The sequence below is a fragment of the Saccharopolyspora oryzae genome (genome assembly GCF_027853915.1).
GTDB lineage: Bacteria > Actinomycetota > Actinomycetes > Mycobacteriales > Pseudonocardiaceae > Saccharopolyspora > Saccharopolyspora oryzae.
Map to the genome: position 1 here is coordinate 176,763 of NZ_JAQGLA010000006.1, position 15,025 is coordinate 191,787.

13 protein-coding genes are annotated in these 15,025 nt (G+C 70.5%); 9 read left to right on the forward strand and 4 right to left on the reverse strand.

The window, feature by feature from the left end:
- Window positions 1-2: 2 nt before the first annotated feature.
- The 3 genes from tsaB to tsaD are packed head-to-tail and all read left to right on the forward strand — an operon-like array spanning window position 3 to window position 2,184.
- Complete coding sequence (gene tsaB / locus OU415_RS06665; RefSeq protein ID WP_270947689.1) at window positions 3-656, forward strand: tRNA (adenosine(37)-N6)-threonylcarbamoyltransferase complex dimerization subunit type 1 TsaB; 654 nt, start codon at window positions 3-5, stop codon at window positions 654-656.
- On the forward strand, window positions 653-1,132 hold the full coding sequence (gene rimI / locus OU415_RS06670) for a ribosomal protein S18-alanine N-acetyltransferase (RefSeq protein WP_270947690.1): 480 nt from the start codon (window positions 653-655) through the stop codon (window positions 1,130-1,132). Before tsaB ends, rimI begins: the two co-directional genes overlap by 4 nt.
- Entirely contained in the window at window positions 1,129-2,184 is a 1,056-nt protein-coding gene (tsaD, locus tag OU415_RS06675) for a tRNA (adenosine(37)-N6)-threonylcarbamoyltransferase complex transferase subunit TsaD (RefSeq protein WP_270947691.1), read from the forward strand. The genes rimI and tsaD overlap by 4 nt, the downstream gene beginning before the upstream one ends.
- Before the next feature lie 223 nt (window positions 2,185-2,407).
- Here tsaD and OU415_RS06680 read toward each other — a convergent pair whose 3' ends face one another.
- The 3 genes from OU415_RS06680 to OU415_RS06690 all read right to left on the reverse strand — a co-directional run bounded on the left by OU415_RS06680 (window position 2,408) and on the right by OU415_RS06690 (window position 7,673).
- Window positions 2,408-5,224 carry a PQQ-dependent sugar dehydrogenase gene (locus OU415_RS06680; RefSeq protein ID WP_270947692.1) on the reverse strand — a complete coding sequence of 939 codons (2,817 nt, stop codon included), beginning with the start codon at window positions 5,222-5,224 and terminating at the stop codon, window positions 2,408-2,410.
- Window positions 5,225-5,338: 114 nt separating this feature from the next.
- Window positions 5,339-5,929, reverse strand: a complete 591-nt coding sequence (locus OU415_RS06685) for a SanA/YdcF family protein (RefSeq protein ID WP_270947693.1) — start codon at window positions 5,927-5,929, stop codon at window positions 5,339-5,341.
- Between the two features lie 169 nt (window positions 5,930-6,098).
- Entirely contained in the window at window positions 6,099-7,673 is a 1,575-nt protein-coding gene (locus OU415_RS06690) for an alkaline phosphatase D family protein (protein ID WP_270947694.1), read from the reverse strand.
- A gap of 795 nt (window positions 7,674-8,468) precedes the next feature.
- Here OU415_RS06690 and groES point away from each other — a divergent pair.
- Both groES and groL read left to right on the forward strand, forming a co-directional pair.
- A complete protein-coding gene (groES, locus tag OU415_RS06695; protein ID WP_010316109.1) occupies window positions 8,469-8,759 on the forward strand; it encodes a co-chaperone GroES in 291 nt (96 codons plus the stop codon).
- Window positions 8,760-8,891: 132 nt separating this feature from the next.
- On the forward strand, window positions 8,892-10,517 hold the full coding sequence (groL, locus tag OU415_RS06700; protein ID WP_270947695.1) for a chaperonin GroEL: 1,626 nt from the start codon (window positions 8,892-8,894) through the stop codon (window positions 10,515-10,517).
- Window positions 10,518-10,712: 195 nt separating this feature from the next.
- Here groL and OU415_RS06705 read toward each other — a convergent pair whose 3' ends face one another.
- A complete protein-coding gene (locus OU415_RS06705) occupies window positions 10,713-11,018 on the reverse strand; it encodes a WhiB family transcriptional regulator (protein WP_093155089.1) in 306 nt (101 codons plus the stop codon).
- A gap of 204 nt (window positions 11,019-11,222) precedes the next feature.
- Here OU415_RS06705 and OU415_RS06710 point away from each other — a divergent pair, with 204 nt between their 5' ends.
- The 4 genes from OU415_RS06710 to OU415_RS06725 all read left to right on the forward strand — a co-directional run.
- Entirely contained in the window at window positions 11,223-12,308 is a 1,086-nt protein-coding gene (locus tag OU415_RS06710) for a MerR family transcriptional regulator (RefSeq protein ID WP_270947696.1), read from the forward strand.
- Window positions 12,309-12,607: 299 nt separating this feature from the next.
- Window positions 12,608-13,204, forward strand: a complete 597-nt coding sequence (locus OU415_RS06715) for a response regulator transcription factor (protein WP_270947697.1) — start codon at window positions 12,608-12,610, stop codon at window positions 13,202-13,204.
- 486 nt (window positions 13,205-13,690) lie between these two features.
- A complete protein-coding gene (locus tag OU415_RS06720) occupies window positions 13,691-14,263 on the forward strand; it encodes a sigma-70 family RNA polymerase sigma factor (protein WP_093155087.1) in 573 nt (190 codons plus the stop codon).
- Window positions 14,264-15,025, forward strand: a 762-nt coding sequence (locus OU415_RS06725) for an anti-sigma-D factor RsdA (protein WP_270947698.1), incomplete at its 3' end; no start/stop codon positions are given.

Consider the following 15,025-nt stretch of genomic DNA (forward strand, 5'->3'; position numbering starts at 1 on the left):
CCGTGCTCGTCATTGCGCTGGACACCTCGACCCCTGCGGTGACCGCCGGGCTGGTCGCGCTGGACGAAGGTGGTCCCCGTTCACTCGCCGAACGCGTCACGATCAACCCGCGCGCCCACGGCGAACTGCTGATGCCGCAGTTGCTCGACGTCATGACCGAGGCCGGCCACGAGCTGGCCGACGCCGACGCGATCGTCGTCGGCTCTGGCCCCGGCCCGTTCACCGGTCTGCGCGTCGGCATGGTCACCGCCGCGGCGCTCGGCCAGGCGCTCGGTCGCCCGGTGCACCCGGTGTGCAGCCTCGACGCGATCGCCGCGCAGGCCGACGTGACCGGGCAGCTGCTGGTCGCCACCGACGCCCGCCGCAAGGAGGCCTACTGGGCCACCTACTCCGGGCGGACCCGGATCGACGGCCCGCACGTGCTGCGCCCCGCCGACGTGCCGACCGAGGGCTGCACCGCCGTCGCCGGCGAGCTGGCCGAGGCGTTCGACCTGCCTGTCATCGAGCCGCGCTACCCCGCGCCGGTGGGCCTGGTCGCGGCTGCGGCCGACGCGCTGGACGCCGAACCGGCCCCGCTGGTGCCGCTCTACCTGCGGCGACCGGACGCGGAACTGCCCGGCAAGCGGAAGTCCGTGCTGACCAGGGGTGCCAGGTGACCGACGTCGCGCAGGTGCTCAAGCTGCGCCGCAGCGACCTGAAGCGGTGCGCGGAGCTGGAGCAGGTGCTCTTCTCCGGCGACGACCCGTGGTCGTGGGAGGCGTTCGCCTCCGAGCTCGACCAGGGCCACTACTACGTCGGCGCCTACCTCGGCGAGCAGCTCATCGGCTACGCCGGGCTGGCGGTGGTCGGTCGCGCGCCGCACGCCGAAGCCGAGGTGCACACCATCGGCGTCGACCCCGACCACCAGGGGCACGGCGCGGGCAAGGCGCTGCTGCGGGCGCTGCTGGCGCGCGCCGACGAGCAGCGGGCGACGACTTTCCTGGAAGTGCGCACCGACAACGAAGCCGCGATCGCGATGTACCGCAAGCACGGCTTCGAGATCGTCGGGCTGCGCAAGCGCTACTACCAGCCGTCCGGGGCCGACGCGCACACCATGCGCCGGCCCGCGGCGGGAACGGAGGCCGGGGGATGACTGCGGACCGGGTGGTTCTCGGCATCGAGAGCTCCTGCGACGAGACGGGTGTCGGCCTGGTGCGGCTGGCCGCGGACGGCACGGTCGAGCTGCTGGCCGACGCGGTGGCCTCCAGCGTCGACGAGCACGCGCGCTTCGGCGGCGTGGTGCCGGAGATCGCCAGCCGCGCGCACCTGACCGCGATGGCGCCGACGATGCGCCGCGCGCTGGACGAATCCGGCCTAGAACTGTCCGATGTGGACGCGATCGCGGTGACCGCCGGGCCGGGCCTGGCGGGCGCGCTGATGGTCGGCGTCGCGGCGGCCAAGGCCTACGCGTCCGCGCTGGGCGTGCCGCTGTTCGGCGTGAACCACCTCGGCGGGCACGTCGCGGTGGACACCCTGGAGCACGGTCCGCTGCCGGATCGCTGCCTGGCGCTGCTGGTCTCCGGCGGGCACTCCCAGCTGCTGCTGGTGGAGGGCATCGCCGAGCGGATCACCGAGGTCGGCACCACCATCGACGACGCAGCGGGCGAGGCCTACGACAAGGTCGCCCGCATCCTCGACCTGCCCTACCCGGGCGGCCCGCCGATCGACAAGCAGGCCAAGCTCGGCAACCCGAAGGCGATCGCCTTCCCGCGCGGCCTCACCGGCCCGCGCGACGCGAAGTACGACTTCTCCTTCTCCGGGCTGAAGACGGCGGTCGCGCGCTGGGTCGAGACGGCGCAGCGCGAGGGCGAGGACATCCCGGTCCCGGACGTGTGCGCCTCGTTCCAGGAAGCGGTGGCCGACGTGCTGACCGCGAAGGCGGTGCGCGCGGCGAAGGACCTGGACGTGGACACGCTGGTGATCTCCGGTGGGGTGGCGGCGAACTCCCGCCTGTCGGAGCTGGCCGCGCAGCGCTGCGCCGAAGCGGGCATCACGCTCCGCGTGCCGCGCCCGCGTTTGTGCACCGACAACGGCGCGATGATCGCGGCCCTGGGCGCCCACGTCCTGGCATCGGGCGCCAAGCCCTCGCCCGTCGACCTCGGCGCCAACCCGGGCCTGCCGGTCGAGACCATCGTCGTCCAGTGACCCCCGGCTGAGTCCGGTCGGACCGCAGTTTCAATTGAAACTGCAGATCCGACCGGACACGGCACCGGCGTGTCGGGCCCGGACATGCCGACACCTGTGGACAGGTCCTCGGTCCTGTGGAGAACTTCCGCAATTTCAATGGAAATCAGAGGTCCGATTTCCATTGAAATTGCGTCACCCCGGACGACGCGGCGGGGACGTCCGCCGATCGCCGCGGGAGAATTCAGTACCTCCGGTCGATCGTCGTGTCGTTGCTCGCGGTCCACTGGATGTAGCCGTGCTGGAAGTTGTTCCGGCGTCCGCCGGAGACCGCGAACTCACCGGTCGTCGGGTAGCCCAGGTACGAGCGCTCCCAGCCGAGGGCCGACCAGCGTTCCCGGATGCGCCCGTACACCTCGTGCGCTCCCGTGCCCGGCGTCCAGTAGATCGAGCCGGCCTTCGAGAAGTGGTTGTAGCGGCCGATCCCGTCCGGGGTGGTCGTCTCGTCGGTGGTCGGGTACCCGAGCGGGCCGAGTTCCCAGCCCAGCTGCGACCAGGTCACCCGGATCGCACCCCAGATCGCGTGCGCGCCGGAGCCCGGTGACCAGTAGATCGAGCCCGCCTTCGAGAAGTGGTTGTACCGGCCGATCCCGTCCGGCGTGGTCACCTCGTCGGTGGTGGGGTAGCCCAGCGGTCCCCGCTCCCAGCCGTTGGCCGCCCAGTTCTGCCGGATCGCGCCCCACACGGCGTGCGAGCCGGTGTCCGGCGTCCAGTAGATCGACGCCGCGATGGTGCTGGGCGTCCCGGCGAAGTGGTTGTACCGGCCGGTACCGTCCTGTGTGGACAGTTCGTCGGTGGTCGGCGGGCCGAACTTGCCGTGCCCGCCGAGCTGCAGGTACTTCGCGAGGTTCCCGCCGAAGACGTAGTGCACCCCGGTCTGCTCCGACCAGTACAGCCGACCGCGCTCGTAGGTCCGGTAGCGGGTGCCGCCCTCGGCGATCTCCGGCCCGGTCGGCGCGCCGAGCAGGCTGCGCAGCCCCGGCTCGGACTCGTAGCGCCGGTCGATCGGAGTGGTGTAGCGCGCGGTGAGAGTCAGGTCCTCGGCGCCCATCCGCAGCACCCGGGACCGGTCGCCGACGCCGTCCGCCCAGCCCGCGAAGCCGGCCACGCCGTCGGTGGCGGTCGTCGCCGCGACGACGTCCAGCGTCGCCCCTTCGGTGACCATCGCCGAGCTCCGGCCGCCTTCGGACGGGATCTGCAGCACCGCGGGAACGTTGCTGGTCAAGGTCAGCAGGTGCTCGCGCGGCATCGCCGAGTACGTCTGGCTGGTGCGGACCCCGGCGCTGTCGGTGGTCGACGCGGTGATCTCCATCCGCGAGTCGGGGTGGTCGGTGAACGGGACCTCGAAGTCCGGCCCGTCGCCGCCGACACCGGGATGCCGGTGGCAGGTCGACTCCTCCGGGCAGTGCACCTCGGCGCTGATCCACGTCACCGCCGTCGCACCGTCCTCGACGTCGCTGGCCTGCGCGGACAGCGACACCGTCTCGCCGACCGCGAAGGTCCGGTCGCCGGGAGTGGTCAGCACGAGCTGCGGCGAGTGGTTCGACGGCGCGACGACCAGGTCGGTGCTGCCGGAAGCGCCGAGCGGATCGGTCACCACGAGCCGCGCGGTGAAGCGGTCACCGGGCGGGTAGGTGTGGCTGGTGCGCACCCCGCTGCCTGTGGTGCCGTCGCCGAACTCCCAGCGGTAGGTGAGCGGATCGCCGTCGGGGTCCTGCGAGCGGGAGGCGTCGAAGGTGACCGTGCGGGTCGCCGGGTCGGTGCTCGTCTCCGCCTCCGCGACCGGTGCCGAATTGCCCTGCGGGTAGCTGAGCCGCCGGATGGTGCCGGAGTAGATGTCGGCGAACTCGACGTCGCCGTTCGGCGCGGCGGCGAACTTCACCGGGCCGCCGATGTCGGTGGCGAACGGCGGGCTCTCCGGTGCCCGCGCCAGGCCGCCTTCCGCGTCGGTGCGCAGCGTCCACAGCTTCTTGGTGGTGTAGTCGCCGAAGAAGTACGCGCCCCGGTAGGCCTCCGGGTAGGTCTCGCCCCGGTAGACGATGCCGCCGGTGACGCTGTTGCCCTGGTCGACCCCGCCGCCGTGGTGGTACTCCCACAGCGGTGGCGTGTTCACCACCGAGGCGCATTCGGGCAGGTCGGTGTAGCCGGGCGTCGGGTGGTTCCCCTCCCAGCAGGGCCACTTGTAGTTCTGGCCGGGTCGGACGAGGTCGAGCTCTTCCCAGGTGTTGTAGCCGACGTCGCCGACGATCGGGGTGCCGGTCTCGGGGTCCAGCGACAGCCGGAACGGGCTGCGGAACCCGCTGGCGTACACCCGGCTGCGCCAGGACGACGGGTTCGACTCCTGGAAGTGCGGGTTGCTCGGCACACCGCTGCCGTCGGCGTTGACGTGCAGGACCTTGCCGTTGGGGCTGTCGAGGTCCATCGACCGCAGCGCGTTGCGGTCGGTGCGGGTGAAGTCGGAGAGGTCGCCGATCGACACCCACAGCGTGCCGTCGTCGGCCGCCACCACCCCGGTCATGCCGTGCACCGCGTACGGGCTGCGGAACTCGAAGAGCACCGCTTCACCGGACAGCCCGGTGGGTTCCGGCGCGCCGGTGACCGTCCAGCGCGCTAATCGCAGCAGGTAGCCGCCGGTGCCGCCGGGGACGGAGCGGATCAGGTAGACGTGGTGCGAGGTTTCGTAGTCGGCGGCGATCGCGATGCCGACCAGCCCGAGGTCCTGCGTCGGTTCGGTGGGCAGGGTGGCGATGGTGCGGGCCTTGCCGTCGGTGGAAACCCACGCCACGGTGCCCTTCTTGCCGGTGCTGAGGACGCTGCCGTCGGGCAGGTGGGCGAAGTCCGTCAGGTCGAACGCGGCTTGGCCGCTGGGCTGGTTGCGGAGCACGAACCCGGCCGGGACAGCGGCTTCCGCGCGGTGCGCGGGCAGCGCCGCCAGCAGGCCGATGGACAGCAGTACCGAACAAACCGCGCACAACCAGGCGCGAGCTCTTCGAGCGATCACGGTGACCACACCCCTGTTCAGGAAGGATGTGCTGATATCGCCCGAACTTCCGATTACGTTGCCAACTTCGCGTGATCTCGCGCTACGTCATCGGAGATCACGGGAAGTGATCGGTCAGCGGCTGTACCAGAAGGCCTTGACGGTCGCCAGGAATTCGCGCCGGACGCCCCGCGCCGCGACCCGCTCCAGCCGCCGGTCGGCCGCCGCGTCGTGCCCGACGCCGTGGGCGTCCACGCCCAGCCGGCGGCACATCGCCACCGCGCGGCGCAGGTGGAACTGCGAGCTGATCACGGTCAGCTCGCGCAGGCCGAACTCCCCGGCCGCCCGGCGGCAGGACCGCCAAGTGTCCACACCGGACTCGTCGAGGACGATCGCGTCGGCCGGGACCCCGTGCGACAAGAGGTGGTACCGCATCACGACGGGCTCGCTGAACCCCCGGGACTCGGGGCTGCCGCTGACGATGATCCGCTTGATCTTCCCGGCGTCGTACAGCTCCTTCGCGACGTTCAGCCGCCCCTGCAGGATCAGGCTGGGCGTGCCGTCCCAGCGAATCCCGGCGCCGAGCACCAGCCCGACCTCCGTCTCCGGCACGTCGGACAACGTCCGGATGCGGCGCGCGCTGCGCGCGAACGCCCACGCCGACGGCACCCCGGTGATCACACCGAGCCCGATCAGCGCCGAGATCCCAACCTTCAGCCGACCCACGAACCAAGTGTGCCAGCCGCGGATCGGGTTCGGTGCCGCCCGCCGTCTCCCGCGCGCACCAGGACGTCGCCGAGCTGAGGACGGCGCTGTGCAGCCCGGACCCGCCCCGTGAGCACTTTGCGGGGCTATAGCACCAGAAAGTGCTCACGGGACTCGACCAGCGGAACCGCTACACCGGGTTCAGCTTCGGGTTGCCGTCTTCGACGACGAACGACTTCGCCGTCTCCGCCGGGGCGTCCTTCTCGGTCACCTTCGCGAGCACGCGGTAGTCCGCGCGCAGCTCGCCCTCGGTGAACTTCGTGCGCACGTAACCCCGCCGGTCGGCGTAGAACTTCACGTGCGGGTTCTCCTTCAGCACGTCCTCGTTGCCGCCGCCCTCGCCGTCCCCGCCGCTGGTCACCGAGGTCGTGACGAACTCGGTGCCGACGGCGGGGGAGTCCGGGTCGTCGTGGGTGCGCTTGATCTCGGCGGCCCAGTGCCGGTGCACGTCACCGGTGAGCACGACGCCGTTGCGGACCGCGCTGTCGGCCATCGCGGTGGCGATCCGGTCGCGGTTGGCCACGTAGCCGTCCCAGGAGTCCATGCTGTACTTCTCGCCGTCGCCCGGTGTGCGGTCGAGCTTGGAGAAGAACACCTGCTGGCCCAGCACGTCCCAGCGCGCGGTCGTCTTCTGGAACCCGTCGAGGACCCACTTCTCCTGCTCCTCGCCGGTGAGCGACCGCTTCGGGTCCTCGCGCTCGGTGCAGCCGGACTGCCAGCCGTCGCCGCAGGCCTGGTCGTCGCGGTACTGGCGGGTGTCGAGCATGTGGAAGTTGACCAGCGAACCCCACTGGAGCCGCCGGTAGAGCTGCAGGTCGATGCCCGAGGGCTTCGCGGTGCTGCGCAGCGGCATGTTCTCGTAGTAGGCCCGGAAAGCGGCTTTCCGCCGGTCGAGGAACCCGTCGTCGGGCTTCTGCGGCGTCTCGTCGGCCCAGTTGTTCTGCACCTCGTGGTCGTCGAAGACCACCACCCACGGCGCGGTCGCGTGCGCCAGCTGCAGGTCCGCGTCGGTCTTGTACTGGGCGTAGCGCTGCCGGTAGTTGGCCAGGGTGCGGGTTTCCGGCCCCACCACCTCCCGCACGTCGCCGTCCTTGGCGGCGTACTCGTACTGGTAGTCGCCGAGGTGCAGGATCAGGTGCGGGTCGTCCTCGGCCATCCGGCGGTAGGCGGTGAAGTAGCCCTCGCCGTAGTGCGCGCAGGAGGCGAAGCACATGGTCAGCTCGCTGAGCGCGTCCGGTGCCGGGGTGGTGCGGGTGCGGCCGACCGGCGAGATCTCGCCTTCGGCGCGGAAGCGGTAGAAGTACTCGGCGCCGGGCTGCAGGCCTTCCAGCTCGACGTGCACGCTGTGCGCGTACTCCGGGGCGGCGTCGGTCTCGCCGCTCTGCACGATCTTGGTGAACTTCTCGTCCTCGGCGACTTCCCACTGCACCGGCACGACCTTGTCCGGCATGCCGCCGTGGCCGTCGTCGGCGGTCGGCTTCGGGGCGAGCCGCGTCCACAGCACGACCCCGTCGGGCATCGGGTCACCGGAGGCGACGCCGAGGGTGAACGGATCGGCGAGGCGGGGGAGGCCCGCGCCGGGCGAGGAGAGGGCGTTGGCGAGCGCGGAACTGCCGAGCGCGGTGGCCCCGAGCGCTGCCGCACCACCGAGGAGCACGGCGCGCCGGCTGACCCGGCTGGATAACGGGACGGGGGATTCGTTCATCACTGGTCCTCCAAGAACGTTTCCGGCGTTCGGTCGCCGGAAACTACCGGACTGTGATGAGGTCCACGTGAATTTCTGACAAGACTGCCCCGTTCAGCCCAACCGGCTCAGCGTCGCTCGCGCGGCGACGCTGCTGCGATCGGGGAACTGCTGCTCGAAGTCGGATTCTCCGCGTTGCCCGATGCGGCCGGCTCGGTGCACGAGAAGCGGCCACATCGGGACGGCCGGAGGTGATGATCAGGAACGTCGGGTTTTCAGCGCGGCCGGCTGGTCGGCTTCATTTCGGACGCCAACCGGCTCGGGTCGGCGGGCCGGGTGGGCCGGGCGGTCGCGCGGGTCGGGGGCGACGTTCCCACGGCCGGTTCGCTGGCTTGGAGAGGGCTGGCATGCCTGGCAACTTAGGGCACACAACGCCACTTCCGTGCACCGCCTCCGGGATTGGTGAGGTTTCCCGCATGTCGATCTACCTGCGAAGATCACGCAGCGTAGATCATCTGTCACGACGTCCCAGGTGACGGCGCCGGAAGCCGCCGGAGTAGCGGTGCGAACCGGGACGAGCACGCCGGGTGGTCGCCCCGGTCCGCGGTTCGGGCATCGCGCCGACCTGCCGCTGAGGGGGTGCTGCGACACTCCGGCGAACGGGGGATGCGGGTGGTTGTTGAGCGTTGGCACTCTCGTCGGTAGAGTGCTAGCAGAACGGCGCCGCAGCGCCCCGGCACCCGCGACGGCGGGGAGCCACGGAGCCGTCTTAACCCAGACAACGCTTCGAAGGCCCCAGAAGGTGGAGGTCACACCGTGGCGAGCATCAAGCCGCTTGAGGACAAGATCGTCGTCCAGGCGAGCGAGGCCGAGACGACGACTGCGTCCGGCATCGTGATCCCGGACACCGCCAAGGAGAAGCCCCAGGAGGGCAAGGTTCTGGCCGTCGGCCCGGGTCGCGTGGACGACAAGGGAAACCGCATCCCCGTGGATGTCAAGGAGGGTGACGTCGTCATCTACTCCAAGTACGGCGGCACCGAGGTCAAGTACAACGGCGAGGAGTACCTGATCCTCTCCGCCCGCGACGTGCTGGCCGTCGTCAACTGACGCACCCACGCGCGAAGCAGTAGCCGCCCCGGCGGTCCCGACCGCGGGACCCCGGGGCGGTCCCATGTCCGGGGTGCGATGCCTCGGACGTGGAAAGACCAGATCAGGCACCTGTGAAGGGCTGTTGCAACCATGGCTAAGCAGATCACCTTCGACGAGCAGGCCCGGCGCGCGCTGGAGAGCGGCGTCAACCAGCTCGCCGACGCGGTGAAGGTCACCCTCGGACCCCGCGGCCGGCACGTCGTGCTGGACAAGCAGTTCGGCGGACCGCAGATCACCAACGACGGCGTGACCATCGCCCGCGAGATCGACCTGAGCGACCCGTTCGAGAACCTGGGCGCCCAGCTCGCCAAGAACGTCGCCACCAAGACCAACGACGTCGCGGGCGACGGCACCACCACCGCGACCGTGCTCGCCCAGTCGCTGGTCCGCGAGGGCCTGCGCAACCTGGCCGCGGGCGCGAACCCGACGGCGCTGAACGCCGGTGTGCAGAAGGCCACCGACGCCGTGGTGGAGGCCCTCAAGGGCAAGGCCACCCCGGTCAAGGGCCGCGACAACATCGCGCAGATCGCCACCGTGTCCTCCCGCGACGAGTCGATCGGCGCGCTGATCGGCGAGGCGATGGAGAAGGTCGGCGAGGACGGCGTGATCAGCATCGAGGAGTCCTCGACGCTGGCCACCGAGCTGGAGATCACCGAGGGCCTGCAGTTCGACAAGGGCTTCATCTCCCCGCACTTCGTCACCGACGCGGAGCGCCAGGAGGTCGTGCAGGAGGACGCCCAGATCCTGCTGCACCGGGACAAGATCTCCAACCTGCAGGACCTGCTGCCGCTGCTCGAGAAGATCGCGCAGAACGGCAAGCCGCTGCTGATCATCGCCGAGGACGTCGAGGGCGAGGCGCTGTCCACCCTGGCGGTCAACGCGCTGCGCAAGACCCTCAAGGTCGTCGCGGTCAAGGCGCCGTTCTTCGGCGACCGCCGCAAGGCGTTCCTGGACGACCTGGCGGTCGCCACCGGCGCCCAGGTCATCGCGCCCGAGGTCGGGCTGAAGCTGGCCGAGGCCGGTCCGGAGGTGCTGGGCTCCGCCCGCCGCGTCACCGTGACCAAGGACACCACGACCATCGTGGACGGCCGCGGCAGCGCCGAGGACGTCAAGGACCGGGTGGACCAGATCCGCAAGGAGATCGAGGCCACCGACTCCGACTGGGACCGCGAGAAGCTGCAGGAGCGCCTGGCCAAGCTGGGCGGCGGCGTCGCGGTGATCAAGGTCGGCGCGGCCACCGAGACCGAGCTCAAGGAGCGCAAGTCCCGCATCGAGGACGCGGTCGCCGCCGCCAAGGCCGCGGCCGAGGAGGGCAGCGTGCCCGGCGGTGGGTCCAGCCTGATCCACGCCGCCAAGGTGCTGTCCGACGACCTCGGGCTCTCCGGTGACGAGGCCACCGGCGTGCAGCTGGTGCGCCGCGCGCTGGAGGCGCCGCTGTACTGGATCGCCAGCAACGCGGGCCAGGAAGGCGCCGTCGTGGTGGCCAAGGTCCGCGACCTCGACTGGGGCTCGGGCTACAACGCCGCCACCGACGAGTTCGGCGACCTGGTCCAGTCGGGCATCGTGGACCCGCTGAAGGTGACCCGCTCCGCGGTCGCCAACGCGGCCTCCATCGCCCGCATGGTCATCACCACCGAGAGCGCGGTCGTGGAGAAGCCGGAGGAAGAGGCCCCCGAGGCCGCCGGTCACGGGCACGGCCACGGCCACGGTCACTGACCTGACGAGTTCCGCGGTGCGGGTCGGCTGAACGACCCGGCCCGCACCACAAGAACGCCAAGAGATCGGGGCGGCACCCAGCGCGGGTGCCGCCCCGATCTCCGTGTTCCGCTCCGCCCGGAGCCGAATGACGCCCCTCGTGGTCATTCGACTCCGGCGACCGGGGCTCCGACCGCCCCGATCAGCACAAGCGGGTCAGCTGGCCGCGACCGCCAGCTGCTGGCGCTTGCGCGCTTTGATGATCACTTCTCGCTCCGACTCCGACAGCCCGCCCCAGATGCCGTACGGCTCCTGCACAGCCAACGCGTGGGCGCGGCATTGAGCGATCACCGGGCAGTGCTGGCACACCTCTTTTGCCTTCGCCTCGCGCCGAGCTCGCGCCGGACCCCGCTCGCCGTCCGGATGAAAGAAGTACGCGCTGTCCATGCCTCGACAAGAACCTCGTATCTGCCAATCCCAGATATCGGCGTTCGGTCCTGGAAGACGTCGAGTGTCTGCCATTGCGACAACCACCTCCCACCGGTGGATCCCCTCCCTGCTGCGACGGGCCCGCCGCAGCCTCGCATGATCCGACCGTAGAACCGCGCCAAAACTTGTTCAACCCTTATCGCGCCAAAACTTGTTCATCATTGGAGTGATCTTTCGGCAGCGTGATCGAGAACCGACCGGCTTGCCCCGAACGGGCGGGAACCGGAATATGTCCGCGTGACGACGCGGCCGGAACCATCTCCAGGGGAGGACACCCCCGTCCCGATCGACGATTCGGGGCGACCGGCCACCTCGGACGGCGCCGGAGCGGACGACGAACCACGGCTCAGCGTCGCGGCGGTGGCCCGTCGCCTCGGCGTCGCACCCGCAACTCTGCGCACGTGGGACCGCCGCTACGGCTTGGGCCCCAGCGACCACACCAGTGGCCGGCACCGCCGCTACGGACCCGCCGACATCGCGCGGCTCGAGCAGATGCAGCGCGCTCTGCTGCGCGGCGCTTCGCCGATGGAGGCCGCCCGGTACGCGCGCACGGTCGCCGCTCCGCCGCCGCAGCGCTCGCTGGAGGTCGCGGAGCAGCCCGAGGATGCCGGCAGTGGCCCCGTGCTCCTGTCCGGTGTTCTGGACGGCGGCAACGACCTCAAGCTGGTCGGCGGCTCCAACACCGGTGGCCGGGGCCTGAAGCTCACCGGCGCCGGCCCCGAGGCCCGAGGGCTGGGACGGGCGGCGCTCGCGCTGGACTCCTGGTCCGTGCAGCGGCTGCTGATCGAGGCGATGAACGCCGACGGCGTCGTCGCCGTGTGGCAGAACATGCTGCAGCCGGTCCTGCGCGCGGTCAGCGAACGCCGCCAGCGGTCCGGATCCGGCATCGAAGTGCTCCAGCTGCTGGTCGACTGCGCTTCCACGGCGCTGCGCTCGGTGATCGCCACCGCCCCGGCGCCGCTCAACCCGCGTCCAGTGGTGCTCGCCCCGGCGCCCGGCGAGGCCCAGGAGCTCGAGCTCGTGGCGCTCGCCGCCGCGCTGGCCGCCAACCGCGTCGGCCACCGCCTGTTCGGTGCTTCGCTGCCCCGCGAGGGCCTGGCGGCCGCTGTGCGGCGCTCAGCACCCGCCGCCGTCGTCCTGTGGGCCGACCAGTCGCACTACGCCTCTCCGCGGGTCCTGGAGGACATCCCGATCACCCGCCAGCGGGCTCGTGCGTTCGTGGCGGGCGCCGGGTGGTCGCCGGAGGCGCTGCCCTCGCACGCGGAACTGCTCGGCTCGTTGGAGACGGCTGTGGCGCGTGTTTCGGAGACCGTTCTGGGCTGAGTTGAGGCTCATGTGACACAAGTCACACCGATCGGATGAGGGCGCGTTCTGGGGTTCCTGCGGACGGGCGAAATTTCGGCCACAACGATCAGCAATCGGGTGAATACTGCAGGTATGACGGGTGACGGGCGACTGCACGGGGTAGTCGCCGTCCGCCTTGCTCCGATCCGGTGAACCCCGCTCGGATGGGTTGATTGCGAAATTTCTTGACGGATTAAGCACCGGATCGTGTCAAGGTTTTGGCCCCTGCGTCCGATAGGGGAGGTGGAACGTCACTCGCCTGCAGGAAAGGAGTTCCCGTGACGACGGTCCTGATCTGCGATGACCGACGTAGCGTCCGGGAAGGGCTCACTCGTGTGATGTCTGCTGTCCCCGGAGTGAGTCGAATAGATTGCGTCGCGCATGGTGACGAGCTGCTGGCCCGCTTCTCGCGGCAGGCCGTGGACGTCGTGCTGGTCGGTACCCAGCGCGCCGTCCCGAACGGTGTCGAGGCGACTCGACGGCTCGTCTCGGCGCACCCGCAAGCCAACGTGATCGTCTTCGGTGCACCGGACGACGCGGCGAGCATCGCCGCGGCGATCGCCGGTGGGGCCCGCGGATACCTCCGCTGGGACGCCTCGAGGCCGGAGCTGGTCGCTGCGCTGGCGCACACGCTGGCGAGCACTTCGGTGCCCGCTCCCCGGCAGCCGTCCGACCCCGGTGTCCAGCTGACGGAGCGCGAGCTCCAGGTGCTGCGGGGCATGAGCCAGGGCAAGAGCAACGGCCAGATCGGCCGCGAGCTCTACCTGTCGGAGGACACCGTCGAGACCCACGCGCGCCGGCTGTTCCGCAAGCTCGGCGTCCGCGACCGCGCGCAGGCCGTGGCGCACGGCTTCCGCCGCGGCCTCGTCGCTTGATCCGTTAGATCGCCGGTGCATCGGCGGGCGACCCGAATGGCCGCCGGTGTTCGACGATGTTGGCCTCGCGCGAGCTGACGTTACGGAAGTGAGTGTGGCTCGCGTCACCGTCCAGTTGTCCGGAACCGCGCCCGGACGGGCGGAGTGACGCGAGCCATAGTCCTGCCGGAGTCGGCCGATAGCGGGCCGAACGGCGATAGGCGGCAAATCGGTTGAACACCGCGAAATGCCGCCGGATCTCTTCGCCCGTTCTCCCCGGAACCCATCGCCCGTTCCGGGGAAGATCTCGATGACCAGGTGAAACGCCATTTCGTGAGGCGTCTGGTAGATGTGGACGGGTGACTACGCCCGCCCCTGATCTCGACTCCCTGTTCATCGAGCACTCCTCTGCCGGTACGGTGAGCTCGGCGCGGCGTGCGGTGCACGCGAAGTCCGCCGGGCAAATCCGAGTCGCTTGAACGCGTAACACCAGGGCTGCTGTCTGCGATGACCAACGTGGGGGACGGGCTGGACGCTCTTGTAAGCGCCGCCGTCGACGGCGATCGTCAGTCGATCGAGCGCTTGCTAGCCGAAATCCGTCCTTTGGTGGTGCGGTACTGCCGCGCCAGAGTCGGACGAAACGAGAGGTCGTTCGCTTCGGCGGACGACGTGGCCCAAGAGGTGTGTCTCGCGGTGCTCACCGCGTTGCCCTCCTACAAGGACCAGGGTCGTCCTTTTCTGGCGTTCGTGTACGGCATCGCCGCGCACAAGGTGGCTGATGCGCACCGAGCGTTGGCCCGCAACCGCTCCGAACCCGTGGCGGACGTTCCGGACACCCCGGAGTCCGAAGCCGGTCCGGAGCAGCGGGCGATGCAAGGTGAGCTCTCGGGCAGGATGGCGCAACTACTTCGCGTCCTCCCGGCCAAGCAGCGGGAAATCCTGCTGCTCCGGGTGGTCGTCGGGTTGTCGGCGGAGGAAACCGCCGAAGCGGTCGGTTCTACGCCGGGCGCAGTACGCGTGGCTCAACACCGCGCGTTGGCCCGGCTGCGAAAGACGCTGTCCGCGGAGGAGGTGGTCTGAATGGCTGAGCGGAAGGGGCCCGAGGGGGAGCAGGCAGGACGCGACCCGATCGAGTCCGGCCAGCACGAAGACCGTTCGACCCGGGCGGACGAGCGGGACGTGGCTCCCGCCGAGGAGCCCGCAGACGAGGGAACGGAACTGATCGACAACCATCGGGATTCCGACTCGGGCGAGTCCGAAACCTCCCGCAGCGACGCTGACGCGGACGGCGCCGCGGTGCTCGCCTTCCGCCAGCGCGCGGAAGACGGGGACGACGCAGGCGACTCCGGTGAGCTGGTCGACCACGACGACCTGGACGAGCCGATCGACCTGGCAGCGCTGCAGGACGACGACGCACTGCTGGACGCGCTCGGCGGGACCAACCCCGACGTGGCGGTCCCGGCGGAGGGCGAACGTCCCAGCCTGGAAGCACTGCTGGTGGCCTGGCGGCAGGACGTCGACTCCTCGCCGATCGGCGATCTGGTCGACGTGGAGACCGCCGCCACCGCGATCTCGGAGGGCACGCGCCCGCGCCGGCGGCTCAAGCGGCGGCACCTGGTGCCGGTCGCGACCGCGGCCGCGGTGCTGATGATCGGCTTCACCGGTGTCGGCGTGGCAGCTCGTGACGCGCAGCCCGGCGACATGCTGTGGGGCGTCGCGCAGGTCCTCTACTCCGACCACACCCGCGCGGTGGTGGCCGCGAGTTCGGCGCGCGAAGACCTCAACAGCGCGGAGAGCGCGATCGAGCGCGGCAACCGCTACGAGGCCCAGGCCGCGCTGCAG

What these genes read in the sequence shown, in the direction of transcription:
- tsaD (WP_270947691.1), top strand. Translation starts at nt 1,129, where the DNA reads ATGACTGCGGACCGGGTGGTTCTCGGCATCGAGAGCTCCTGCGACGAG.
- OU415_RS06690 (WP_270947694.1), bottom strand. Translation starts at nt 7,673, where the DNA reads ATGAACGAATCCCCCGTCCCGTTATCCAGCCGGGTCAGCCGGCGCGCC.
- groL (WP_270947695.1), top strand. Translation starts at nt 8,892, where the DNA reads ATGGCTAAGCAGATCACCTTCGACGAGCAGGCCCGGCGCGCGCTGGAG.
- OU415_RS06705 (WP_093155089.1), bottom strand. Translation starts at nt 11,018, where the DNA reads ATGGCAGACACTCGACGTCTTCCAGGACCGAACGCCGATATCTGGGAT.
- OU415_RS06720 (WP_093155087.1), top strand. Translation starts at nt 13,691, where the DNA reads ATGACCAACGTGGGGGACGGGCTGGACGCTCTTGTAAGCGCCGCCGTC.